Below are 23,776 nucleotides of genomic sequence, written 5' to 3' on the forward strand. Positions count from 1 at the left end.
TCGCGCGGCAGTGTATCGCGGCCTGGGCCGTTGCCGCCCCGTTCCGCCGGGGGAAAGGCCGCGCGCGGCGCCGCAACCGGACCGCCCCGTTCAGGGTTAGCAAAGCATGACGGGCACGCAACGGCCCGGCTGGAAAGGAACCACCGACCATGGCTACCAAATTCGCGATCGCCGGCCTCGCCCTGTTGAGCTTGGCTGCCTGCGACAACGCCAGCCGCTCCGCTTCGCGCCCGACCGGCGTCACGCCCAGCATGTCGTCCGGCGTGGGCTTCAACAGCCCGCAGTCGGCCAACCCGATGTCGCCCAGCGCGTCGCAGAGCAAGGGTGAGGGCGGCACCGGTGGCCAGGGCGCGGCCGGCGGCGGCTCAGCCGGCGCGGCCGGTGGCGGCGGCGCGGGTGGCGCGGGCGGCGGCGGTGCCGGCGGCGGTGGCACGGGCGGCGGCGCCAGCGGCTCGGGCGGCGGCGGCGCGTCCCGCTAAGTCTTTTTGACCCGACCACGTCGCGGCGCCGCTCCCCCCGGGGCGGCGCCGCTGTCGTTTGTGAAGGCGGTCCGCGCGCCGGGGCGCGCGAACCGCCGTGCCGCCTAGCCCTGCTGCGCCAGTGCCCGGCACAACGCCACCATCTCGCCCACCGACGTCACGATGGTTTCGCCCGTGGCATCCTGCCGCAGCTCCAGCAGCAGCGGGCTGGCGGCATCGGCATGCCACAGCCCCACCACCACGCGTGCCTCCGGCAATTGCCGCTGCCAGCGGCGCACCAGGTAGCGGATGCCATCCGTGCTGTTGCCTTCCTCCAGCACCGAGATGCAGCACAGGCGGATGCCGGCCGCCATGGCGTCCTCCGCCTCGCCCGGGTCGGCCAGGGCGACGGCGCCGATGCCTTCGGCCTGCGCGGACTGGGCGGCCATGCGGGCGGCCAGGTCGTCCAGCGCCCCGCGCCCGGCGGCGCACACCACGCGGGTGGGCCCGGCGGGCGCCTTGGGCGTGAAGCCGGACAGCAGCGCCTGCACCTCGGTGCGGATGTCGTCCAGCTGGTCTTCTTCCAGCACCTCGCGCGACCAGTCCTGGTCGGCCAGCACCAGCGCGCGCAGCGCGATGGCGTCGTGATACCCGGCCAGCGACCGGTCCCGCTTCATCTGCACCCGCGCCTGGCGCTTCAGCCATTCGGAGTCGCGCTGCAGGGCGCGCTGGTAGAAGCCTTCCGGCGGCGACAGCGGCGGGCGGTCCCCCAGCATGACATCCAGGAAGCCGAGCTTCGGCACGTGCCGCCCCAGCACCACCAGGCAGACCGTCAGGGGCGTGGCCAGCAGCAGGCCGATGGGGCCCCACAGAAACGTCCAGAAGGTGGCGGCGACGATCACCGCGAAGGGCGACAGGCCGGTGCTGTGGCCGTAGATGCCCGGCTCGACTATCTGCGCCATCAGCGGCTCGGCCAGCAGAAACAGCGCCAGCACCCAGATGGCCATGGACCAGCCGGGGTCCACCGCCACGGCCAGCAGCAGCGGCGGCGCCAGGGCGATAAAGGTGCCGAGAAACGGCACGAAACGCATCAGCCCCGCCAGGATGCCCCACAGCGCCGGGCTGGGCAGCCCCACCCACCAAAGCGCCAGGGACATGGCCAGCCCCAGCGTGGCATTCACCGCCACCTGCGCCAGAAACAGCCGTGACAGGCGCTTGGCGGCGTCGTTCAGCGCCACAGTGGTGCGGTGCAGGTCGCGCGAGCCGACCAGGCGGATCAGCCGGTCGCGCAGGTCCTCGCGGTAGATCAGCACGATGATGGCGAACAGCACGACGATGCCGGCGGTGGCCAGCGGCGCCAGCACCGGCCCCGCGACGCTGCGGATGATGTCCAGCGGCGTGGCGCCGCCGCCCTGCGGCACGGCGCTGTTGACCGCGGGCGCCTCGGCCGCCTGGCCCGGCGCGGCGGCGCGCTCGGCCAAGCCGTCGCCCATCATGCCGCGCAGGTCGCGCATCGCCAGGTCCGCCTCGGCCAGCAGCTCGCCGATGCGCAGCGCCTCGACCTTCTGGCGCATGTTCTGCTGGTAGGCCGGCAGGTCCGACACCAGCGAGCCGCCCTGCCGCACCATGACCATGCCGAGGCCGAGGATGCCCGCGGCGGCCAGCAGCACCGCCAGCACCACGGCGGCGACATGCGGCAGCCGCGCCCGGCGCAGCAGCACCACGATGGGCGCCAGCACGAAAGCCAGCAGCACCGCCAGCACCAGCGGCACGATCAGGTCCCGCCCCAGCGACAGCGCGGCGATGGCAAGCGTCGCCGCCAGCAGGCCCAGGATGGCGTTCAGCGCCGTCACCGCCGGCAGGCCGCCGGCCGTCACGGCATGGGCCAGGGATGCGGCGAACGAGGCGCCGGCGGGCCCCTCGGGCGCGGGGGTGGCTGTGTCGTCGCCCTGCAAGGCTGGTCCTCCGGAAAGCGTGACAACGCCGGCGCCGGCACAAAGGGTGCGCGAAAAAAAGCGCCGGTGGAGCCGCCCGCCGCCCGCCATGCCCGCAGGGTCGTCAACCGGAACCTTTTTCGGGCGTTACCGGGCTTCAACGCCGGATCAACCCTCCTTGCCCTATTCCGCTCCCACTCCCCTTCGCCGGCTGCTGGACCGCCTGGTGCCGCGCCGGGCCGGGCCCGTGCTTGTTGCGGCCGCGCTGCTGGCGGCGGCGGGGCTCGCCGCGGCGGTCACCGAATGGTCCGCCGCTGCCCGGAGCCGCGAGGCGATGGCCATGGCCAATGAGCGGGTGCTGAACGCCGAGGCGCTGCTGTCGGCCGTCAAGGACGTGGAAACCGCGCAGCGCGGCTTCATCCTCACCAACGACCCCGCCTACCTCGCCCCCTACGAGGCGGGCCGCGCCGCCGTGGCCGCGCGGTTGCCGACGCTGGAAGCCGATGGCGGCGCCGGCCGCCTGCGGGAGCTGGCGGCGGCCAAGCTGAACTGGTCGGCCACCGCCATCGAGGCGCGCCGCAACCTCGGCATGGATGCGGCGATCGCCCAGATCCAGACGGGCGAGGGCAAGCAGCTGATGGACCGCATGCGGGCGGAGGTGGTGCGGCTGCAGGACGAGACCCGCGCCGCCCGCGCCGCCATGGCCACCGCGGATGCGCGGCGGTCCGGCCTGCTGACCATGCTGTCGCTGTGCGCGCTGGGGCTGGCCGCCGTGGCGCTGGGCCTTTACGCGCTGGCGCGGCAGCGGGCGGAACGGCGCGCGACGGCGCTGCTGGACGGCGTGATGGCGCATGCGCCGGTCGGGCTCGGTTTTCTGGACCGCGGATTGCGCCTGGACCACGCCAACCGCGCGCTGGCGCTGCTCGGCGAGCGCAACGCCGGCGGCACCGCCCTGCCCGAGGCGGTGCGCGGCCGGATGGAGCCGGCCATCGCCGAGGTGCTGCGCACCGGCCAGGCGCAAAGCGAGATCGCGCTGTCCGTGCCCGCCAGCGGCGAGCGGCCGGCGCGCCAGCTGCAGGTCAGCGTGTTTCCGCTCGACACCGTCGCCCATCAGGGCGGACCGGGGGGCGTGGACGGCGTCGGCATCGCCGCCATCGATGTCACGGCGCGGCACGAGATGGATGCCCGTCTGCGGCGCAGCGAGGCGCGGCTGAGGCTGATCGTCGACAGCATTCCGCAGCTGGCCTGGATGACGGACGCGACCGGGGCCATCCAGTGGTACAACCGCCGCTGGTACGACTACACCGGCGGCTCCGCCGCCGACATGGTGGGCGACGGCTGGAAAAGCGTGCACCACCCCGACCACGTGACGCGCGCGACCGACCGCTTCGTGGCGGCCATCCAGGCCGGCGATGCGTGGGAGGACACCTTTCCACTGCGCGGCGCCGATGGCCGCTACCGCTGGTTCCTGTCGCGCGCCATGCCGCTGCGCGAGGCGCCGGAGGCCGGCGCCGGGGAAGGCCGGCTGATCGGCTGGTTCGGCACCAACACCGACATCACCGAGATGCGCGAGGCCGAGGAAGCGCTGAGCATGGCCAAGGCGGCGGCGGAGGACGCCAACATGGCCAAGAGCCAGTTCATCGCCAACATGAGCCATGAGCTGCGCACGCCGCTGTCCGCCGTGATCGGCTATTCCGAGATGCTGGAAGAGGAAGCCGAGGAGCTGGACGGCGCCGACGCCTTCCGCGAGGACCTCGGCAAGATCAAGTCCAACGCCCGCCACCTGCTGTCGCTGATCAACGACGTGCTGGACCTGTCCAAGATCGAGGCAGGCAAGATGGAGGTGCAGCCGGAGGACTTCGACGCCGCCACCCTGTTGCAGGAGGTCGCGTCCACCGTCGATGCGCTGGTCGGCAAAAAGGGCAACGCGCTGGTGCTGGACATCGCGCCCGAGCTGGGCGCGATGCACACCGACCCGGTCAAGCTGCGCCAATGCCTGTTCAACCTGCTGGGCAACGCCGCCAAGTTCACCGAGGGCGGCCGCATCACGCTGCGCGTGGCCCCGGACGCCAAGCCGGGCTGGCTGCTGTTCCAGGTCGCGGATACCGGCATCGGCATGACGCCGGAGCAGCTGGACCGGCTGTTCCAGCGCTTCACGCAGGCCGATGCGACCACCACGCGGCGCTTTGGCGGCACCGGTCTCGGGCTTGCCATCACCAAGGCCTTCGCGTCCATGCTGGGCGGCGAGATCGATGTGGAAAGCCAGGAAGGGCAGGGCACCACCTTTTCCATCCGCCTGCCCACCGACCTGCGCGAGGCGCGCGCCGAGCAGGACGACCCGGCCGTGCTGGTGGGCGAGGCCGCGCTGGGCGCGGACGCGTCGCTCCCCGACGCGCGCCAAGCCGGTCTGGTGCTGGTGGTGGACGACGACGCCGCGACGCGCGACCTGCTGGCGCGCTTCCTGGGGCGCGAGGGCTTCGTGGTCCGCACCGCGTCCGACGGCCAGACCGGCCTGCGGATGGCGCGCGAGCTGCAGCCGGACGCCATCCTGCTGGACGTCATGATGCCCCGGCTGGACGGCTGGGGCGTGTTGTCGACACTGAAGTCGGAGCCGGAGCTGGCGGATACGCCGGTGGTGATGGTCACGGTGGTGCAGGAACGCGGGCTGGCCTTCTCGCTCGGTGCCGCGGACTACCTGAACAAGCCGGTGGAATGGAGCCGGCTGAAGCAGGTGCTGGACCGCTTCCGCACCCAGCCCGCCCCGGGCATCGCCCTGGTGGTGGAACAAGACGCGGCGCAGCGCGACGAGCTGCGCTCGCTGCTGGAAGGCGAAGGCTGGAAGGTGGAGGCGGTGGCCGACAGCCGCGCCGCGCTGTCGCGCATGGCCATGGCGCCGGCGCCGGCGCTGCTGCTGGTGGAGGTGCAGGGCGCCGATGGCGGCGACGGCTTTTCGCTGATCCGCGACCTGCGGCGCCAGCCGCAATGGTCGGGCCTGCCGATCGTCGCCCTGACCAATGGCGAGGTCGAGGAAAACGAGTTGAAGCAGCTGCGCGACGCCGTGCGGCAGGTGATGCCGGTGGATGGCATTCCCGAGGATCTGGTGACCGAGCTGCGCCGGATCGCGCAGGCATCCCGCGCGGCGGGCGGCGCGGCTGCGCCGCGGCCCGTCGCGGCGGATAATGGGCAAGGGTGATCTGGGCATGACGAAGATCCTGCTGGTCGAGGACCACGAGGAACTCTGGGACTTTCTGTCGCGCCGGCTGAAGCGCCGCGGCTTTGACGTGGTGCTGGCGCATGACGGGCAGCAGGGCGTGGACGTGGCGCATGCCGAGAAGCCGGACGTGATCCTGCTCGACATGAACCTGCCGGTGATGGACGGCTGGACGGCGGCCCGCACGCTGCGCGCTTCCGCCGACACGGCGAAGATCCCGATCATCGCGCTCACCGCGCACGCCATGTCGGGCGACCGCAACAAGGTGATCGAGGCCGGCTGCGACGATTACCACCCCAAGCCTGTCGATTTCTCGCGGCTGCTCGGCCAGATCGATGCCGCGCTGTTGCGGCAGGAAGGCGGCTGACGCGGCTGTGTGCTGAACTTTCGCGTGTCCCGGCGGTTTGCACCGCATACGCAACCGCAACAGGGAAACACCATGGCATTCGTCAAGGCCGCCGACGGCACCGAGATCTTTTACAAGGACTGGGGCAACGGCAAGCCCGTGGTGCTGATCCATGGCTGGCCGGTCAATGCCGACATGTGGGAATACCAGGCGCCGGTCCTGGCCGCCGCCGGCTTCCGCGTCATCTCCTATGACCGTCGCGGCTTCGGCCGCTCCGGCCAGCCCTGGAGCGGCTACGACTACGACACCATGAGCGACGATCTGGCCACGCTGATGGACGAGCTGGACCTGCGCGACGCCACGCTGGTTGGCTTTTCCATGGGCGGCGGCGAGGTGGCCCGCTACATGTCGCGCCACGGCGCCAAGGGGCGCGTGGCCAAGGCGGTGTTCGTCGCCGCCGTGCCGCCCTTCCTGCTGCGCACCGCCGACAACCCTGAGGGCGTGGACCGCACCACCTTCGACCAGATGGTGGATGGGCTGAAGGCCGACCGGCCGCACTTCCTGGCCGGCTTCGGCAAGCAGTTCTTCGGCGCCGGCCTTTTGAACTTCGCCGTCACCAACGAGATCCTCGACTGGTCGCTGGGCATGGCGATGATGGCGTCCCCCAAGGCGACGCTAGACTGCGTGCGCGCCTTCTCGGAAACCGATTTCCGCGCCGACCTGCCCAAGGTCACCGTGCCCACCCTGGTGATCCACGGCACCGACGATGCCACTGTGCCGCCGGACGTGTCCGCCCGCCGCGCGGCGGCGGCGCTGCCCAATGCCCGGCTGGTGGAATATTCCGGTGCGCCGCACGGGCTGTTCTTCACCGAGAAGGACAAGCTCAACCAGGATCTGATCGCGTTCATCCGCGGCTGAGGCGGGTGGAGGCCCGGGGCGGGAAATCCCCCCGGGCTTCCGTCTTTCCGGTCCTTCCCCGCTACCGTGGCACCAGCGGCCACACCAGTGCGATCAGCGGCACCCCCACCAGCAGCACGATCAGCGTCAGCGGCGCGCCCAGCCGGGCATAGTCGCCGAAGCGGTAGCCGCCCGGGCCCATCACCAGCGTGTTGCACTGGTGCCCGATGGGGGTCAGGAAGTCGCAGGCCGCGCCGACCGCCACCGCCATCAGAAAGGCGTCGGGGCTCAGCCCCAGGCGGGTGGCCAGGCTGGCGGCGATGGGCCCCATCATCAGCACCGTGGCGGCGTTGTTCAGGAACGGCGTGACCGCCATGGCGATCAGCATCATCAGGCCCAGCGCGCCGAGCGGCGGCAGGTGGCGCACCGCGACTTCCAGCCCCGCCGCGATCAGGTCGGTGCCGCCGGTGGTTTGCACCGCCTCGCTGACCGGAATCAGCGCGCCCAGCAGCACCAGCACGGGCCATTCCACGGCACCGTAAGCTTCCTCCTTGCTCAGGGCGCGCAACAGGAGCAGCACCACCGCGGCGCCGAAAAAGGCCACGGACACGGGAGCGATGCGAAAGGCCACCAGGCCCATCGCCCCCAGCAGCACGATCACCGGGATCCAGGAGCGGCGCGAACGGCCGAGGCTGATGGCGCGCTCGTTCAGCGGCAGCACGCGCAGGGCCGGCAGGGCGTCGGCGAAGGCGGGCTGCGGGCCGCGCAGGATCAGCACGTCGCCGGCCCGCAGCCGCAGCGCGCCCAGGCGCTGCGCAATGCGCTGGCCGCTGCGGCTGACGGCCAGCAGCGCCAGCCCGAAGCGATCCTGCAGCCGCGTGCCCTCGGCCGTCTGGCCGGCCAGCGGGGATTCGGCGGTGACCACGCCTTCCACCACGCTGGCATCCTCGGCCTCCGCCCCGGCCCCGCCGGTCAGCTGCAGCCCGGCGCGGGCGACCAGGCGCTCCAGATCCTCTTGGTCGCCTTGCAGCAGCAGCACGTCGCCGGCGCGCAGCAGCCAGCCGGGCGTCGGCGGAAAGCGGCGAAAGCGCTCGCGGATCACGGTGGCGACGCCGACGCGGCCTTCGCCCATGGCTTCCAGCGCCGGCGCGTCGCGCCCCACCAGCGCGCAGTCGGCCGGGATGCGCGCCTCGATGGTGTAGTCCCCGATCGCCGGGCCGCTGGCCTCGGCGGTGCCACGGCGGCCGTGCGGCAGCAGCCGCCAGCCGAAGGACAGGAACAGCAGCCCGGCGATGGCGATGCCAAGGCCCACGGGGGTGAAGTCGAACATGCTGAAAGGCGTGCCCGTCACCTCCGCCCGCACGCGGGCGACGATGATGTTGGGCGAGGTGCCGGTCAGCGTGATCAGCCCGCCGATCAGGGATGCGAAGGCCATGGGCATCAGCAGCGCGGAGGGCGAGGTGCCGGTGCGCCGCGTCAGCTGCATGGCCACCGGCATGAAGATGGCCAGCGCGCCGATGTTCTTGGTGAAAACGGAAGCCACCAGCACCGCGCCCGCCAGGGCCGGCACCTGGGTGGCGGTGCTGGTGAGATACGGCAGCACCGGGCGCATCAGGGTTTCCACGGCGCCGGAGCGCGCCACGGCGGCGCTGACCAGCAGGGCGGCCGCGACGATCACCACCACGTCGTCCGCGAAGCCGGAAAACGCCCGGTCCAGCGGGATGATGCCGACCAGAACGCCCGCCAGCAGCGCCAGCAGCGCCACCAGGTCGTAGGCGATGCGCCCCCACAGAAACAGCCCGACGGTGGCGCCGAGGATGCCGAAGGCCAGGGCCTGGTCGAGCGTCATGGTCCCGGCCGGCGGCGGCGGGCGGGGGGCGGGGGGCAGGGCATGGCGGAATCCCGGGCAAGGCGCGTGATGGAACGAACCAGAACCCGCCCCCGCGCGCCAGGGTTGCGGCACCACCCGGCCACGCCTGCGTTTCCCGCCCGGCTGTGCCTTGGCGGCCATGCCGCCAACTTCCGGGCCCGCTGCCGCGTTTTTTCCCGAACCTGCCGAGGACCCGCCCATGCCACCCGCCGCCCCGCACACATCCCCCGGCTTCTTGCAACGCCTGCTGGGCGGCGGCCGCGACCGGGACGGGGAAAGCACGTTGCTGGAGCGGCAGGCGCTTCAGCTGGACGCCGCCCCGCCCATGGAGCCCGCCCCCCGCCGCCGCCCGCTGGCCCACCCGCCGCAACGCCTGCTGCAGGAGCAGGTGGCCGCCAAGCTGCTGCATGCCTGGATGCAGAACCGCCACCAGACGCTGTTTCCGCTGACGCTCAACCTCCGCAACCTGCCGCCGCCGCACCGGCTGCTGCTGGTGCGGGGGCTGGCCGCCAGCAGCGCCATGGCCGGCACCGCCACGGCCCCGCTGGCCACCCTGCTGCCGGGCATCGGCGGCGAAGCGCCGGAGCAGGCCGCGCTCGCGGAAGCGCTGCGGGCCCCGACGCCCCTGGCGCCGCTGCTGGCGGAGCTGCGCGATGCCGGGCTGGGCGCGCATGCCTATACTGCGGCACTGCTGGCGGTCGGCCCCGCCGCGCCGGCCACCGGGCAGGCTTGGCTGGACTACCTGGCCGCCTGCTTCGCGCTGCCGGCCGAAACCACCACGGACCTGCGCCGCCGCAGCGGCCAGCGGCGCGTCAGGCCACGGGCTCGGTAGCGGCGCGCAGCGCCTGCTGCACCGTGTCGCTTTCCACCAGCAGGCGCCGCGACAGGTCGGCCAGCGTCAGCCAGCCCACGGTGCGGCCGCCGGCGTCGCGCACCGCCAGCCGCCGGATGTTCTGCGCGGTCATCAGATCCATCGCCGCGCGGATGTCGTCGGTCGGGCGGCAGAACACGGGCGGGGCGCTCATCGCCTCACGCACCCGCATGCGGGTGGGGTCGCGCCCTTCGGCCACCACGCGGTACAGCAGGTCGCGGTCCGTCACCACGCCCAGCAGGTCCTCGGCGCTGCCCACCGGCAGGCCGCCCACATCCAGCTCGCCCATCATCTCGGCCGCCTGCTGCACGGTGGCATCGGGGGCGATGAACTCCACCTCGCCGCTCATCACGTCCGCAACATCCATCGGGGTGGCCTCCTCGTGCTGCGGGGGGAATGGGCGGGGGCGGGGCGGGTTGCGGAAAGGGCGGAATTCCCGCGCGCCCGGCGTCAGATCGGCAGGTCGCTGGTGGTCTTGACCTCTTCCATCACCGTGTAGGTGTGCGTTTGCCGGATGCCCGGCAGGGCCACCAGCGTGTCGCCCAGAAAAGCGCGGTAGGCGGTCATGTCGCGCACCCGTGCCTTGAGCAGGTAGTCGAAGCCGCCGGCGACCATGTGGCATTCCAGGATGTCGGGCGTGCGGCGCACCGCCTCGGCGAAGTCCTCGAACACCCGGGCGCTGGTGCGGTCCAGCGTGATCTCCACGAAGATCAGCAGCGCACGGTCCAGCTTTCCGGCATCCAGCCGCACCGTGTAGCCCTGGATCACGCCGGCGCGCGACAGGCGGCGCACGCGCTCGAAGCTGGCGGCCTGGCTGAGGTTGGCGCGGCTGGCGAGGGCCACGTTGGTCATGCGGCCATCCTGCTGCAGCAGGCGCAGCAGGCGGCGATCGGTGTCGTCCAGCGCCGGGTGAAGATCATCCATATGGATGCGGTGTCCTGCGGGAAAGCTTCGGTCCAGGGCATGATAATCCGAAGCACCTTCGGCCAGAAGCGCCATACAGAGGAAGTTCCACCAGCCGGACGACCTCCATGCCCGACGACCTCCACGCCGTTCCGCCAGCCCCCTTCGCGGGCTTCGGCCCCGTTGCGCAATCCGCGCTGCGCGATGCCATCACGGCGCAGACCCGGGCGCCCGAGGGCGATTGCGTGGCCCGGCTGTTGGGCGCGGCGGCGCTGACCCCCGCGCAGGCGGCGCGGGCGGAGGCCGCGGCGCGCGGGCTGGTGCTGGCGTTGCGGGCGCGGGGCGACAGCAGCCCGGTGGAAGGCCTGGTGCGCGAATACAGCCTGTCCAGCCAGGAAGGCGTGGCGCTGATGTGCTTGGCCGAAGCCCTGCTGCGCATCCCCGATGCCGCGACGCGCGACGCGCTGATCCGCGACAAGATCGCGCCCGGCGATTGGCGGGCGCATCTGGGGCAGTCGCGCTCCCTGTTCGTCAACGCCGCCACCTGGGGGCTGGTGGTCACGGGCAAGCTGGTTTCCGCCGGCGGCGAGCAGGGGCTGTCGCGGGCGCTGACCCGGCTGCTGGCGCGCGGCGGCGAGCCGGTGATCCGCCGCGGCGTGGATCTCGCCATGCGCATGATGGGCGAGCAGTTCGTCACCGGCGAAACCATCGCCAAGGCGCTGCGCCACGCCCGCGCGCTGGAAGCGAAGGGCTTCCGCTATTCCTACGACATGCTGGGCGAGGCGGCGATGACGGCGGCGGACGCCACGCGCTACGACGCTGAATACCAGCGCGCCATCCAGGCCATCGGCACGGCGGCCGGCGGCAAGGGCATCTACGAGGGCCCCGGCATTTCCATCAAGCTGTCCGCCCTGCACCCGCGCTACAGCCGCGCGCAGCGCGATCGGGTGATGGCGGAGCTGTATCCACGCCTGTTGAACCTGGCGCTGCTGGCGCGCGCGCACGACATCGGCCTGAACATCGACGCGGAGGAAACCGACCGGCTGGAGCTGTCGCTCGACCTGCTGGAGCGGCTGTGCTTCGAGCCGGCGCTGGCGGGCTGGCACGGCGTCGGCTTCGTGGTGCAGGCCTACCAGAAGCGCGCGCCCTTTGTGCTGGACTGGATCATCGACCTGGCGCGCCGCAGCGGCCACCGCATCATGCTGCGGCTGGTCAAGGGCGCCTACTGGGACAGCGAGATCAAGCGCGCGCAGCAGGACGGGCAGCCGGACTTCCCGGTGTTCACGCGCAAGGCGCATACCGACGTGTCCTACCTCGCCTGCGCCGCCAAGCTGCTGGCGGCGCCGGACGCGGTGTTCCCGCAATTCGCCACGCACAATGCCCAGACGGTGGGCGCCATCCACGCCATGGCGGGCGAGGACTTCAGCAACACCCGCTTCGAGTTCCAGTGCCTGCACGGCATGGGCGAGCCGCTGTACGAGGCCGTGCGCGCCCAGCTGAACCGCCCCGCCCGCATCTACGCCCCCGTCGGCACGCATGAGACGCTGCTGGCTTATCTGGTGCGCCGCCTGCTGGAGAACGGCGCCAACGCGTCCTTTGTCAACCGCATCCAGGACCCCGCGGTGCCGGTCGATGCCCTGGTGGCGGACCCGGTGGCGGCCGTCGCGGCCACGGCTCCTGCCACGCCGCACCCGGCCATCGCCCTGCCGCCGGCGCTGCTCGGCGACGCGCGGCGGAATTCCGCCGGGCTGGACCTGGCGGACGAGCACGTGCTGGCGGCGCTGGCCCCCGCGCTGCGGGCCGGCGGCGCGTGGCAGGCGGCGCCGGCCACCGGCGGCGGCCGGCCGCAGCCGGTGCGCAACCCGGCCGACCGGCGCGACGTCGTGGGCCAGGTGCGCGACGCCGGGCCCGCGGACATCGAGGCCGCCCTGGCCGCCGCCGCGTCCTGCCGCTGGGCGGACACCCCCGCCGCCGGGCGCGCCGCCCTGCTGACCCGCGCCGCCGCGCTGCTGGAAGCGCGCCGCCCCGAGCTGCTGGGCCTGATCGTGCGCGAAGCGGGCAAGACCCTGCCCAACGCGGTGGCCGAGATCCGCGAGGCGGTGGACTTCCTGCGCTTCTACGCCACCCTGGCGCGGGACGAGGGCCGGCCGCTCGGCCCCGTCGCCTGCATCTCGCCCTGGAACTTCCCGCTGGCGATCTTCACCGGCCAGGTGGCCGCCGCGCTCGCCGCCGGCAACCCGGTGCTGGCCAAGCCGGCCGAGGAAACGCCGCTGGTCGCCGCCCGGGCCGTGGCCATCCTGCACGAGGCCGGCATTCCCGCCGACGCGCTGCACCTGTTGCCGGGCGAGGGCCCGGTGGGCGCCGCGCTGGTGGCCGACCCGCGCGTGCAGGGCGTGATGTTCACCGGCTCCACCGAGGTCGCGCGCAAGATCCAGCAGCAGCTCGCCAGGCGGCTTTCGGCGCAGGGCACCCCCGTGCCGCTGGTGGCCGAGACCGGCGGGCAGAACGCGCTGGTGGCCGATTCCTCGGCACTGGCCGAGCAGGTGGTGGCGGACGTGCTGCTGTCGGCCTTTGACAGCGCCGGGCAGCGCTGTTCCGCGCTGCGCGTGCTGTGCCTGCAGGAGGAAGCGGCCGACCGCACGCTGACCATGCTGCGCGGTGCCCTGGCGGAGCTTTCGGTCGGCAACCCGGATCGCCTGTCCACCGACATCGGCCCCGTGATCACCGACGAGGCGCGCGACGGCATCGAGGCGCACATCGCCCGCATGCGCGCGGCCGGCAACCCGGTGCACCAGGCGCCGCTGCCGGCGGGCTGCGCGCGCGGCAGCTTTGTCGCCCCCACCATCATCGAGATCGGCAGCATCGCGGAGCTGACGGGCGAGGTCTTCGGCCCCGTGCTGCACGTGCTGCGCTTCCGCCGCGACGGGCTGCCGGCTCTGCTGGACGCCATCAACGCCACCGGCTTCGGCCTGACTTTCGGCGTGCACAGCCGTATCGAGGATACCATCGCCCAGGCCACCGCGGCGTCGGGCGCCGGCAACCTCTACGTCAACCGCAACATGGTGGGCGCGGTGGTCGGCGTGCAGCCCTTTGGCGGCCATGGCCTGTCCGGCACCGGCCCCAAGGCCGGCGGCCCCATGGCCCTGGCGCGGCTGCGCCCCGCCGCCGCCGCGCTGCCCCCCGGCAGCCTGCCGCCCGGGGTCGCCGCCTGGCTGGAAGCGCGGGGCGAAGCGGCGCCGGCCACCCCGCTCGGCGTGTCGCTGGACCTGCCCGGCCCGGTCGGCGAGCGCAACCGCTACGAAACCGTGCCGCGCGGCGACGTGCTGTGCGTCGCGGCCACGCCCGCCGCGTTGCTGCGGCAGGTGGCGGCGGCGCTGGTCACCGGCAACCGCGCCCTGGTGCCGCCGGGGGCGGCGCTGCCACCGCTGCCCGGACGCATTGCCGAGGCCGGCGCGGCGTTGCCGCCCTGCGACGCGGTGCTGTTCGACGGCGCGCCCGAGGCGCTGCTGGCGCTGGGCCAGGAGCTGGCGCAGCGCCCCGGCCCGCTGGTGCCGCTGCTGGTGGCCGCGCCCGGCGGCCGCTATCCGCTGGAAATGCTGGTGCTGGAGCGCAGCATCAGCACCAACCTGGCGGCGGCCGGCGGCAACGCGGCGCTGATGGCCATCGGGTAGGACAGGCGGTTCGGCAGGCCGGGCGCGGTCCGCTGCCGCGCCGTCAGCCCCCGTCGCCGTTCAGCTTGGCCACGCAGCCATACCAGTCGCGGCCCGCCACCCCCGCATCCGGCACCGTCAGCGCGGGGGCCGAAACGCCGGAGCCGCTGGCGGTCAGCGTGCCGCCGCCCAGCAGGTCCTGGATGCGCGCGGTGCCGGTGCCGTCCAGCGGCAGGCTGGCGGTGGCGGTGCGGCGGGCGTCGGTGCGGCCCGGCACCTGCCAGCGGCTGCCATCGCCCTGAAAGCCGATGCGCAGGGCGCGGCGGGCCGGCAGGCCGCGGTTCGGCGCGGTCAGGGTGAAGCTGGCGCGCTGCGCCGGCCCGGCGGTGACCGCCAGGGCCATGTCGCGATGCGCCACGCGGGCCGTGCAGCGGTCGGCCAGGATGCTGAAGGACCAGGCGCCATCCACCGGCGCGGGGGGCGGCGCCACGCGGGCCGGGGCGCGGGCCACGGGGCGGGGGGCTGGGGATGGCGCCACCTGACAGGCGGCAAGGCCCAACAGGACCAGGAGCGGCGGAACGGCGCGGATCATGGCGGAGCCTCGTTGAGCGTGAAGAAGCGCCACGGGCTGGATGCGTAGCGCTGTGCGGCGGCCGATACGGCCAGCACGCGCCAGGCGTAGCGGCCCGGGCGGTCCAGCCGCAACGCCTGCTGGCCGGGGGTGGCGGCATAGGCGGCGAAGACTTCGCGCGGCGGCCCGTCGTCCACCGCCAGGACTTCCACGAAGCTGACGGCCGGCTCGACGGCCGCGCGCCACGCCAGGATGGGGTCGCGCTGCAACAGCACGGCATTCCCGGCGGGGGCCAGCAGCGTCGCGGCCGGGGGCGCGGGGGCGGTGCCGTCGGGCGGGGGCGGCTCGGCCGGGGCGCCCGCGCCGGCGGCCGGCAGCGCCGCCTCGATCGCCCCGGGGCGGGGCAGCCCGCCGGTGATCGGCTGCAGCCGCGCCGTGGCCGCCCCCAGCGGCACCAGCCCGAGCGCCTGCACCGCCAGCGCGGCGTTGCGGTCCTCGTGAAAGAAATAGCGCAGCTCCGGCACGGCGGCGGCGCGGGCCACGGGAAACGGCGCGCCGGCGGTCCAGCCGGCCTCGGCCAGCCCGGCGGTCAGGGCGGTGGCATCGGCCGTGTCGCTGCCGCGCGGATAGGTGACCACCACGCGCGGCAACGCCCCCGGCGGCAGGGCGGGAGCATCCCCCGCGGCGGCGCTGTCGGGCACGGGCGGGGCGGCGGCCCCCGGCTCGGGCGGGGTGGCAGTGGCGGTGGTGGCCGGCGCTTCGGCCGCCGGTGCCGCGGCGGCGGCGGGCGGCGTGGCGTCGCCGGGGGTGGCCGGGGGTTCCGCTTGCGGCCAAGCCAGCCAGCCCAGCCCGGCGCACAGCAGCAGCACGGCGGCGGCCACGCCGCGCCACGGCACGCCGCCGCGCCGGGTCGCGGCCGGCGACGCCGGCCCGGGCCGCAGCACCGCCAGGGCCCGGCCCGGCCCGCCGGTGGGGGCGGGGTCCAGGTCCGGCGCGGTGCCGGGCGGGATGATGTCCAGTTCCGCGTCCATCGCCACGGCGTCGCGCACGTGCAGCGGCGTCACCTGGGCGGCGCCGGCGATGTCGGCGGCCAGAAAGCTGGTGCCCAGCAAAAGGTTCAACCGGCCCGGCACGCCCCCCGCCGCTTCCGCCAGGGCACCCACCGTGCCATCGGCCAGGCGGGTGCCGTCCAGCCCCGCCTCGGCCATGCGGGCGGCCAGATAGGCGTCCGCGTCGGCGCGCCGCAGGGGCGCCAGAGACACCACGCGGTGCGGCAGGCCCGCCAGCCGCGCGGCAAAGCCCGGCAGCCCGGCCAGCACCACCAGCCCGGTGCCGCGCCGCGCCAGCGCCACCAGCGCCTCGTCCGAAACGCGGTTGGCCTCGTCCACCAGCAGGAGCGGCGGCAATGCGGCGGGTTGCAGCAGGCTGCCGTCGTCCAGCCGTGCCACCGGGCGGCCGGGGGCGCGCAGCGCCTGTTCCAGCTCGCGCAGCAGCCGCGTCTTGCCGATGCCGGGCGGGCCGCACAGGGCCACCAGCGTTTCGCCGTCGGCCAGCGCCGCCAGCACGGCGCGCCGGGCCGCCGCCCAAGCGGCATGCGCCACCGGCGGGCGCGGCGGCGGATCGGGCGGGGCGGGGGGCGGCGCGGTCATGCGCCTGCTCTATGCCATGCCGGGCGTGGCGTCACGATGGCGGCGTTGCGGCAACACCGGCCCGCGTTGACAGCGGACAAGGGAATGACCCAAGTTCAGCAGCGTGAACGCAACCGTCCCTTCCGCCGCGCGCGTGCTGGACCTGCTGGAATTCCTGGCCGGCCGGCCCGGCGGTGCCTCGCTGAGCGAGGCGGTGGCCGCGCTGGCGCTGCCCAAAAGCAGCACGCTGCTGCTGCTGCGCACGCTGCTGGCCCGCGGCTACGTGCTGCGCGACAGCGCCGACCGCTACCGCCTGCATGCGTTGTTCCGCGAGCACGGCTTTGGCTGGGGCGGCCACCGCCACGCCCGGCTGGTGGCGCTGGCCGAGCCGCTGATGGCCCGGCTGCGCGACACGGTGGAGGAAACCGTGCTGCTCGGTGTCGCGGAAGCGCAGGGCGTGCGGCTGCTGGCCAAGGCCGTGGCGCTGGCGGACCTGCGCTACGACGTCGAGCTCAGCCGGCCGAGCCCGTTCTACTGCACCGCCATGGGCCGCGTGCTCACGGCCTTCGCGCCCGAATCCGCGCAGGCCGCCATGCTGGACGCCGTGCCCCGCGTCGCCATGACGCCGGCCACGGTCACCGACCTCGCCGCGCTGCGCGCCATGGTCGCGGCCGCGCGCGCCGATTCGCTGGCCATCGTCGAGGAGGAATGGGTGCTGGGCGGCACGGGCATCGCGGTGCCAGTGCTGGGGGCCGATGGCATGGCCGTGGCCACGCTGGATGTCGGCTGCGTCACCACGCGCTTTCATGCCAAGCGCGGCCGCATTGTCGCGGCCTTGCGCGAAACCGGGCAGGCGCTGGGCGCCCTGCTGCGGACATCTTAAAGGAGGAAACGCCTTGGCTGCCGAGATGACCTTCGCCGAACGGCGCCGCCAGCTGGCGGCCGCCTGCATCGGCAACGTGCTGGAATACTACGACTTCATTGTCTACGCCTATTTGGCGGGCACCATCGCCCACAAGTTCTTCCCGTCCGACAACGAGGCGGCGGGGCTGCTCGCCTCCTTCGCCGCCTTTGGCGTGGGCTTTCTGGCACGGCCGCTCGGCGGCTTGGTGATCGGCCGCATCGGCGACAAGCGCGGCCGCAAGGCGGCGCTGCTGATCACCATCTTCGGCATGGCGCTGGGCACCGTGGGCATCGGCCTCTTGCCGACCTACGAGACCATCGGCCTGCTGGCGCCGGTGCTGCTGGTGGCCATGCGGCTGGTCCAGGGGCTGGCGGCGGGCGGCGAATGGGGCGGCGCCACGGCGTTCATCGTGGAATCCGCGCCCGCCGGCCGGCGCGGCCTGTTCGGCAGCATCGGCCAGGCCTCCATCGCCGCCTCCAACCTCCTGGGCAGCGTGGTGGTGGCGACCATCGCCGGTATCTTCACCGCCGACCAGATGCAGGACTGGGCCTGGCGCGTGCCCTTCCTGCTAGGCGGGCTGCTGCTGCCGGTCGGCGTCTACATGCGCCGCAACCTGCAGGAAACGCCGGCCTTCGTGGAGGCGCAGCAGGAAGCCAAGCAGAACGCCGCCGCCCGCCCGGTGCACGACCTCGGCAGCCCCTGGGTGCTGCTGGGCAAGGCCTTCGGCTTCACGGTGGTCTGGACCGTCTCCTACTACATCATGCTCAGCTACCTGCCGACCTTCCTGACGCGCCAGGCCGGGCTGACGCAGTCCCAGGCGCTGTGGGGCAATGCCGTGGCGCTGATCGTGCTGGTGGTGGCCACGCCGCTGTTCGGCTGGTGGTCGGACCGCATCGGGCGCAAGCCGCTGCTGCTGGCCTGCTGCGCCGCCTTCGCGCTGCTGCCCTACCCGCTGTTCTCGATCATCCTGTCCGGGCCTTCCATCGTCACGATCGTCATGATCATGATCGTGTTCAACCTGTTTATCGCCGCCTTCTCCGGCGCCGGCCCGGCCGCGCTGTCGGAGCTGTTCCCGACGCATTCGCGCACCACGCTGATGTCCACGGGCTACAGCGTCGCGGTCGCGATCTTCGGCGGCTTCGCGCCGTTCATCGCCACCTGGCTGATCAGCAGCACCGGCTCGCCCATCTCGCCCACCTACTACCTGATCTTCTCCGGCATCGTTTCCGGCCTCGTCATCTGGGGCTTCCGCGAAACGGCGCATGAGAAGCTGCGCTGAAAGGAACGTGTGACATGCCCGAACCCATCCTGATCTGGGGCGCCGGCGCCATCGGCGGCACCTTCGGCGCGGCGCTGGCCCGCGCCGGCCGCGACGTCACCTTCGTGGACGTGGTGCCCGAGCACGTGGAGGCGATCCGCGGCCCCGGCCTGCGCATCACCGGCCCGGTGGACGCCCACACCGTGCAGGCCCCCGCCTTCCTGCCGGCCGACCTCCAGGGCACCTGGAAGCGCGTGTTCCTAGCCGTGAAGGCCCACCACACCGAGGAAGCGGCGCGCGCGCTGGCACCGCACCTGGCGCCGGACGGCCACGTCGTCTCGCTGCAGAACGGCTTGTGCGAAGGCATCATCGCCGGCGTGGTGGGGCGCGAGCGTACCGTCGGCGCCTTCATCAACTTCGGCGCCGACTGGATCGCCCCGGGCGAGATCCTCTACGGCAACCGCGCCGCCTTCGTGGTGGGCGAGCTGGACGGCCGGATCACCGACCGCCTGCGCTCCATCCACGCCGACGCGCAGGTGTTCGAGCCCGACGCGATCATGACGGAGGACATCAACGCCTATCTCTGGGGCAAGCTGGCCTATGGCTCTCTGCTCTTCGCGCAGGCAGTGGGCGACCTCGGCATCGCCGACTGCCTGGCCCGTCCCGAGCTGCTGCCCACCTGGCGGGCGCTGGCCGGCGAGGTGCTGCAGGTGGCCCAGGCCGAGGGCGTCACCCCGCTCGGCTTCAACGGCTTCGACCCCGCCGCCTTCCGCCCCGGCGCCACCGAGGACCAGGCGCGGGCCAGCGTCGACGCCATGGTCGCCTTCAACCGCCCCAACGCCAAGACCCACTCCGGCGTGTGGCGCGACCTCGCGGTGCGGAAGCGCCGGACGGAGGTGGACGTGCAGATCGCGCCCATCGCGCAGCTCGGCGCCAAGCACGGCATCGTTACGCCGGCGGTCGACGGGCTGGTGCGGGTGATCCACGAGATCGAGAACGGCACGCGGCCGATGGCGGATGCCAACCTGCTGGACATCCTGCCGCGGTGAGAAAGGTCGGGGGAATGAATTCCCCCGAACCCCCTTCTTCTTTTTGTCCTATTTTCGCGCGCCGCTGCTGAACCGTCACGCTTTGGGCGACACCGTCTCCGCCCCTTTCCACAAACTCATCAGAAAAAAGATGGGGGTCCGGGGGAATTCCTTCCCCCGGCCTTCCCGCCACAAGGGACCACCCATGATCGACTTCACCGGAAAGACCGTCGCCGTCAGCGGCGCCGCCATCGGCTTCGGCCGCGCCATCGCGCTGATGTTCCGCGACGCGGGCGCCAAGGTCTATGGCTGCGACATTCGCGACGACGCGCTGCCCGCCCTGGCCGAGGCCGGCGTCGATGCGCAGAAGGTGGACCTGACCGACCGTGCCGCCGGCGCCGCCTGGCTGCGCGGGGTGGAGGAGCGCTCGGGCGGCCCGGTGGACGTGCTGGTGTGCAACGCCGGCGGCGTGGCGGGGCAAAGCCCCAAGCCGATCGAGGATGTGCTGGACGAGGAATTCGACCGCATCCTGGCCATCAACCTCGGTGCGGCGATGACGCTGTGCCGCGCCGCCGCGCCGGGCATGAAGAAGGCGGGCAAGGGGGCGATCGTCACCATCACCTCCGGCGCCGCGCTGCAGGCGTCGCTGACCGGCATCCAGGCCTATTGCTCGGCCAAGCACGCGCTGCTGGGGCTGACGCGGCAGCTGGCGCATGAGCTGGGTCCGCATGGCATCCGGGTGAACAGCATCGCGCCCGGCTTCATCCGTTCCAACGAGGCGACGGAAAAGCAATGGGCCTCCTACAGCCCGGAGCGCCAGAAGCAGATCGTCAACGCCGTGGCGCTGAAGCGGCTGGGCACGCCGGAGGAGATCGCCAAGGGGGTGTTCTTTCTGGCGTCCGACCTGGCGAGCTTCGTCAACGGGCAGGTGCTGTCGGTGGATGGCGGGCGGTAGCAAGGTTGAGAGGGGCGTTGCCCCTCTCAAACTCTCCCCGCCAGGGGATTGAATTCCCTGGACCCCCGTATGCCTTGGGTTGCGCGAGGGGCGGGAGAAAATCTGATTTAAAACAATACGATGGCGCTATCTGAGCCGTCACGCACCCACAGATGGGGGTGCAGGGGATTCAATCCCCTGCCGGGGGAGTTTGAGGGGGCAGCGCCCCCTCAAGGGCCAGCAGCAAAACCCCCCGGTTCGCTCCGTTGGCGGTTCCGCCCCCGCCCCTATATGACCCGTTGATGCCCAGCCCCACCCGATTCGCCCCAACTTCCCCCGCAGCCCCGGCGCGCTGGGCATGACCGCCCGCACCACCGCCGTCATCGGCGCCGGCTTCGGCGGGCTGGCGCTGGCCATCCGGTTGCAATCGGCCGGGCAGCAGGTGACGCTGCTGGAGAAGCGGGATAAGCCGGGCGGGCGCGGCTACGTCTATGAGCAGGACGGCTTCACCTTCGATGGCGGTCCCACCGTTATCACCGACCCGGGCTGCCTGGAGGCGCTGTTCGCGCTGTCCGGCCGCAAAATGTCCGATTACATCGAGATGATTCCGGTCACGCCCTTCTACCAGCTCTGCTGGGAGGACGGGTACCGCTTCGACTACGTGAACGACCAGGCGGTGCTGGACCGGCAGATCGCCGCCAAGTCGCCAGGCGACGTGGCGGGCTATCGGGACTTCCTGAAATATTCGCAGGCGTTGCTGGAGGAAGGCTACGTCAAGCTGGGCGCGGCGCCCTTCCTCGACTTCCGCTCCATGGTGAGGGTGGCGCCGCAGTTGATCCGGCTGCGGGCGGATCGCAGCGTTTATGCCAGCGTGGCGCGCTTCATCAAGGACGAGCACCTGCGGCAGGCGTTCTCCTTCCAGTCGCTGCTGGTGGGGGGCGATCCCTTCTCGACCTCGGCGATCTACGCGCTGATCCATGCGCTGGAGCGGCGCTGGGGCGTGTGGTTCCCGCGCGGCGGCACGGGGGCGCTGATCCGCGCGCTGGTGAAGCTGTTCGAGGACCTGGGCGGCACGATCCGGTGCAACGCCAATGTCGCGCGCATCACCACCGAGGGCCCGCGCGCCACGGGCGTCTTGCTGAAGGACGGCTGGCAGGGCCGTTTCGACAACGTCGCCAGCAATGCCGACGTGATGCACACCTACGACCAGTTGCTGACCGGCACGGAGCGCGGCGGCAAGATGGCCCGCAAGCTGGCGCGCAAGCGCTGGTCGATGTCGCTGTTCGTGATCTATTTCGGCCTGAAGGGCGAGCGGAAGGATCTGCGCCACCACATGGTGCTGTTCGGCCGCCGCTACCGCGAGCTGATCCGCGAGATCTTCAACGGCGCCACTCTGCCGGACGACTTTTCCCTGTACCTGCACGCACCGAGCGTGACGGACCCGACGCTCGCGCCGCCCGGGCACAGCGCCTACTACGTGCTCTCTCCCGTCCCGCATCTCGGCAACGCGGCGATCGACTGGGAGGTCGAGGGACCGCGCTACCGCGACCGCATCCTCGACTACCTGGACACCCACTACATCCCCGGCCTGAAGCGCGATCTGGTGACCAGCCATATCCTGACGCCGGCCGGCTTCCGCGACGAGCTGAACGGCCACCACGGCTCCGCCTTCTCGCTGGAGCCGGTGCTGACGCAGAGCGCTTTCTTCCGAACGCACAACCGCGACGACGTGATCCGCAACCTGTTCTTCGTCGGTGCCGGCACGCATCCGGGGGCGGGGGTGCCCGGGGTGGTGGCCTCGGCCGAGGCGACGGCGGGGCTGATGCTGGGCGGCGCCGCATGACCGACGCGGTGGTCACGGGCGCCGAGGCCTCGATCCGCAACGGCTCCAAGAGCTTCGCCATCGCGTCCCGCCTGTTCGGGCAGGAGATGCGCGAGGATGCCTGGATGCTCTACGCCTGGTGCCGCCATTGCGACGACGTGGTGGACGGGCAGGTGGCGGGCTTCGCGGCACCGGTCCCCGGCGCGGACACGCCGCAGCAACGCTTGGACGAGCTGTTCCTGCAAACCCGCCGGGCGCTGGCCGGCGCACCCGTGGCCGACCCGGTCTTCGCTGGCTTCAGCCGTGTGGCGGCCCGCCACCGCATGCCGCACCGCTTTCCGCTGGAGCTGCTGCAGGGCTTCGCGATGGACGTGGAGGGCGCGGAATACCGCACGCTGGATGACACGCTGCGCTACGGCTACCACGTGGCCGGCGTGGTCGGCATCATGATGGCGCTGGTGATGGGCGTGCCGCCGGAAGACCAGGCGACGCTGGACCGCGCCTGCGACCTCGGCCTCGGCTTCCAGCTCACCAACATCGCGCGCGACGTGCTGGACGATGCGGCGCTGGGCCGCGTCTACCTGCCGTCCGACTGGCTGCAGGAGGCCGGCATTCCGCCCGCCGAGATCGCCGACTCCCGCCACCGCGAGGCCCTGGCCGGCGTGGTGGCCCGGCTGCTGGACGCGGCCGAGCCTTATTACGCCTCCGCCGGCATCGGCCTCGGGGCGCTGCCCAAGCGCGCCGCCTGGGCGGTGGCGACGGCGCGCGGTGTTTACCGGGAAATCGGCCTGCGGCTGCGGGCACAGGGCACGGCGGGCCTGGAACGGCGCGTGGTGGTGCCCACCCACCGCAAGCTGTGGCACGTGGGCAGCGGCGGGCTGGCGGCGGTCAGCGCCCGTCGGGCAGGGAAGCCTCGGGCGCCGGATCTGTGGCAGCGCCCTTGACCCGGTTCTCCTGCAGGCGCTGCTTCAGCACCCGCACCGGCGGCGCGTACAGAAAGCCGAAGGACACGCAGCCATCCTTGCCTTCCACCGCGTGGTGCAGCCGGTGCGCCTGATACAGCCGCTGCATGTAGCCGCGGCGCGGCACCCAGTGGAACGGCCAGCGGCGATGCACCAGCCCGTCATGCGCCACAAAGTACAGCGCGCCATAGGTCGCCATGCCGACGCCCAGCCAGAACAGGCCGGTATGCCCCGGGTCCAGCCACATCAGCCCCAGGGACAGCACGGCGAAGACCACGGCATACAGGTCGTTGCGCTCCCACCAACCCTCGGTTTCCTCGTGATGGGACTTGTGCCAGCCCCAGCCGATGCCGTGCATCAGGTAGCGGTGCGCCAGGTAGGCGACCAGCTCCATGCCCACCACCGTGCCGATGACAATGGCGGCGGGGATCAGAACGGACATGGCAAAGCGGGCCTCCCTCGGTGGCGCAGGACGGCATATCGGGCCGGGCGGCGGATCGCGAAAGGGGGTGGGGGGAGCAAAGGTCGG

The 23,776-nt window shown here is 72.7% G+C and carries 19 protein-coding genes; 12 read left to right on the forward strand and 7 right to left on the reverse strand.

Annotated elements, in window-relative coordinates; genetic code table 11:
- Positions 1-149 precede the first annotated feature (149 nt).
- Positions 150-479: a hypothetical protein gene (locus tag IAI59_RS04730; protein ID WP_207419141.1), complete on the forward strand. Its 330-nt coding sequence runs from the start codon at positions 150-152 to the stop codon at positions 477-479.
- 104 nt (positions 480-583) lie between these two features.
- Here the strand turns inward: IAI59_RS04730 and IAI59_RS04735 are convergent, their stop codons facing one another.
- Positions 584-2,413: an AI-2E family transporter gene (locus tag IAI59_RS04735; RefSeq protein ID WP_207419140.1), complete on the reverse strand. Its 1,830-nt coding sequence runs from the start codon at positions 2,411-2,413 to the stop codon at positions 584-586.
- A 157-nt stretch (positions 2,414-2,570) separates the two neighbouring features.
- On the opposite strand from IAI59_RS04735, the gene IAI59_RS04740 reads away from it, so the two are divergent.
- From IAI59_RS04740 to IAI59_RS04750, 3 genes are all read left to right on the forward strand, one after another.
- Positions 2,571-5,585, forward strand: coding sequence for a response regulator (locus tag IAI59_RS04740; protein ID WP_207419139.1), 3,015 nt, complete (start codon positions 2,571-2,573; stop codon positions 5,583-5,585).
- Positions 5,586-5,592: 7 nt separating this feature from the next.
- A complete protein-coding gene (locus IAI59_RS04745) occupies positions 5,593-5,970 on the forward strand; it encodes a response regulator (protein ID WP_207419138.1) in 378 nt (125 codons plus the stop codon).
- 72 nt (positions 5,971-6,042) lie between these two features.
- Positions 6,043-6,867, forward strand: a complete 825-nt coding sequence (locus IAI59_RS04750; RefSeq protein ID WP_207419137.1) for an alpha/beta fold hydrolase — start codon at positions 6,043-6,045, stop codon at positions 6,865-6,867.
- A 61-nt stretch (positions 6,868-6,928) separates the two neighbouring features.
- Here IAI59_RS04750 and IAI59_RS04755 read toward each other — a convergent pair whose 3' ends face one another.
- Positions 6,929-8,695, reverse strand: coding sequence for an SLC13 family permease (locus IAI59_RS04755; RefSeq protein ID WP_207419136.1), 1,767 nt, complete (start codon positions 8,693-8,695; stop codon positions 6,929-6,931).
- Positions 8,696-8,915: 220 nt separating this feature from the next.
- Between IAI59_RS04755 and IAI59_RS04760 the strand changes: the two genes are divergently transcribed.
- Positions 8,916-9,548, forward strand: a complete 633-nt coding sequence (locus IAI59_RS04760) for a DUF533 domain-containing protein (protein WP_207419135.1) — start codon at positions 8,916-8,918, stop codon at positions 9,546-9,548.
- On the opposite strand, the gene IAI59_RS04765 is transcribed toward IAI59_RS04760, so the two are convergent.
- Together IAI59_RS04765 and IAI59_RS04770 are read right to left on the reverse strand one after the other, a co-directional pair.
- Positions 9,529-9,954, reverse strand: a complete 426-nt coding sequence (locus IAI59_RS04765; RefSeq protein ID WP_237180927.1) for a CBS domain-containing protein — start codon at positions 9,952-9,954, stop codon at positions 9,529-9,531. The genes IAI59_RS04760 and IAI59_RS04765 overlap by 20 nt on opposite strands.
- Positions 9,955-10,037: 83 nt before the next feature.
- A complete protein-coding gene (locus IAI59_RS04770; protein ID WP_207419134.1) occupies positions 10,038-10,511 on the reverse strand; it encodes an Lrp/AsnC ligand binding domain-containing protein in 474 nt (157 codons plus the stop codon).
- Positions 10,512-10,618: 107 nt separating this feature from the next.
- Between IAI59_RS04770 and putA the strand changes: the two genes are divergently transcribed.
- Positions 10,619-14,161 (forward strand): bifunctional proline dehydrogenase/L-glutamate gamma-semialdehyde dehydrogenase PutA, encoded by a 3,543-nt coding sequence (gene putA, locus IAI59_RS04775; protein WP_207419133.1) that lies wholly within the window; start codon positions 10,619-10,621, stop codon positions 14,159-14,161.
- Positions 14,162-14,204: 43 nt separating this feature from the next.
- On the opposite strand, the gene IAI59_RS04780 is transcribed toward putA, so the two are convergent.
- A complete protein-coding gene (locus tag IAI59_RS04780) occupies positions 14,205-14,732 on the reverse strand; it encodes a hypothetical protein (RefSeq protein ID WP_207419132.1) in 528 nt (175 codons plus the stop codon).
- Positions 14,729-16,360, reverse strand: a complete 1,632-nt coding sequence (locus IAI59_RS04785; protein WP_207419131.1) for a hypothetical protein — start codon at positions 16,358-16,360, stop codon at positions 14,729-14,731. Before IAI59_RS04785 ends, IAI59_RS04780 begins: the two co-directional genes overlap by 4 nt.
- 103 nt (positions 16,361-16,463) lie before the next feature.
- Here IAI59_RS04785 and IAI59_RS04790 point away from each other — a divergent pair, with 103 nt between their 5' ends.
- From IAI59_RS04790 to IAI59_RS04815, 6 genes are all read left to right on the forward strand, one after another.
- Entirely contained in the window at positions 16,464-17,222 is a 759-nt protein-coding gene (locus IAI59_RS04790) for an IclR family transcriptional regulator (RefSeq protein ID WP_207419130.1), read from the forward strand.
- A gap of 13 nt (positions 17,223-17,235) precedes the next feature.
- The gene (locus IAI59_RS04795) at positions 17,236-18,522 is read left to right on the forward strand and encodes an MFS transporter (RefSeq protein WP_237180926.1); all 1,287 of its coding nucleotides are present in this window, start codon (positions 17,236-17,238) and stop codon (positions 18,520-18,522) included.
- Positions 18,523-18,536: 14 nt separating this feature from the next.
- The gene (locus IAI59_RS04800; protein ID WP_207419129.1) at positions 18,537-19,550 is read left to right on the forward strand and encodes a ketopantoate reductase family protein; all 1,014 of its coding nucleotides are present in this window, start codon (positions 18,537-18,539) and stop codon (positions 19,548-19,550) included.
- Between the two features lie 184 nt (positions 19,551-19,734).
- The gene (locus IAI59_RS04805) at positions 19,735-20,484 is read left to right on the forward strand and encodes an SDR family NAD(P)-dependent oxidoreductase (protein ID WP_207419128.1); all 750 of its coding nucleotides are present in this window, start codon (positions 19,735-19,737) and stop codon (positions 20,482-20,484) included.
- Between the two features lie 337 nt (positions 20,485-20,821).
- Positions 20,822-22,306: a phytoene desaturase gene (locus IAI59_RS04810; RefSeq protein WP_207419127.1), complete on the forward strand. Its 1,485-nt coding sequence runs from the start codon at positions 20,822-20,824 to the stop codon at positions 22,304-22,306.
- Positions 22,303-23,229, forward strand: coding sequence for a phytoene/squalene synthase family protein (locus tag IAI59_RS04815; protein ID WP_207419126.1), 927 nt, complete (start codon positions 22,303-22,305; stop codon positions 23,227-23,229). The genes IAI59_RS04810 and IAI59_RS04815 overlap by 4 nt, the downstream gene beginning before the upstream one ends.
- On the opposite strand, the gene IAI59_RS04820 is transcribed toward IAI59_RS04815, so the two are convergent.
- Entirely contained in the window at positions 23,174-23,689 is a 516-nt protein-coding gene (locus tag IAI59_RS04820; RefSeq protein ID WP_207419125.1) for a sterol desaturase family protein, read from the reverse strand. The genes IAI59_RS04815 and IAI59_RS04820 overlap by 56 nt on opposite strands.
- Positions 23,690-23,776: the final 87 nt, after the last annotated feature.

Origin of the sequence: Roseomonas haemaphysalidis, from assembly GCF_017355405.1 — a bacterium.
Taxonomy (GTDB): domain Bacteria; phylum Pseudomonadota; class Alphaproteobacteria; order Acetobacterales; family Acetobacteraceae; genus Pseudoroseomonas; species Pseudoroseomonas haemaphysalidis.

Bases quoted from the DNA above. Each gene is read 5' to 3' on its own strand.
- IAI59_RS04765 (WP_237180927.1), bottom strand. From the start codon at position 9,954: ATGGATGTTGCGGACGTGATGAGCGGCGAGGTGGAGTTCATCGCCCCC.
- IAI59_RS04770 (WP_207419134.1), bottom strand. From the start codon at position 10,511: ATGGATGATCTTCACCCGGCGCTGGACGACACCGATCGCCGCCTGCTG.
- IAI59_RS04815 (WP_207419126.1), top strand. From the start codon at position 22,303: ATGACCGACGCGGTGGTCACGGGCGCCGAGGCCTCGATCCGCAACGGC.
- IAI59_RS04785 (WP_207419131.1), bottom strand. From the start codon at position 16,360: ATGACCGCGCCGCCCCCCGCCCCGCCCGATCCGCCGCCGCGCCCGCCG.
- IAI59_RS04760 (WP_207419135.1), top strand. From the start codon at position 8,916: ATGCCACCCGCCGCCCCGCACACATCCCCCGGCTTCTTGCAACGCCTG.
- IAI59_RS04800 (WP_207419129.1), top strand. From the start codon at position 18,537: ATGCCCGAACCCATCCTGATCTGGGGCGCCGGCGCCATCGGCGGCACC.
- IAI59_RS04745 (WP_207419138.1), top strand. From the start codon at position 5,593: ATGACGAAGATCCTGCTGGTCGAGGACCACGAGGAACTCTGGGACTTT.
- putA (WP_207419133.1), top strand. From the start codon at position 10,619: ATGCCCGACGACCTCCACGCCGTTCCGCCAGCCCCCTTCGCGGGCTTC.
- IAI59_RS04805 (WP_207419128.1), top strand. From the start codon at position 19,735: ATGATCGACTTCACCGGAAAGACCGTCGCCGTCAGCGGCGCCGCCATC.
- IAI59_RS04730 (WP_207419141.1), top strand. From the start codon at position 150: ATGGCTACCAAATTCGCGATCGCCGGCCTCGCCCTGTTGAGCTTGGCT.
- IAI59_RS04755 (WP_207419136.1), bottom strand. From the start codon at position 8,695: ATGACGCTCGACCAGGCCCTGGCCTTCGGCATCCTCGGCGCCACCGTC.
- IAI59_RS04750 (WP_207419137.1), top strand. From the start codon at position 6,043: ATGGCATTCGTCAAGGCCGCCGACGGCACCGAGATCTTTTACAAGGAC.
- IAI59_RS04780 (WP_207419132.1), bottom strand. From the start codon at position 14,732: ATGATCCGCGCCGTTCCGCCGCTCCTGGTCCTGTTGGGCCTTGCCGCC.
- IAI59_RS04810 (WP_207419127.1), top strand. From the start codon at position 20,822: ATGACCGCCCGCACCACCGCCGTCATCGGCGCCGGCTTCGGCGGGCTG.
- IAI59_RS04820 (WP_207419125.1), bottom strand. From the start codon at position 23,689: ATGTCCGTTCTGATCCCCGCCGCCATTGTCATCGGCACGGTGGTGGGC.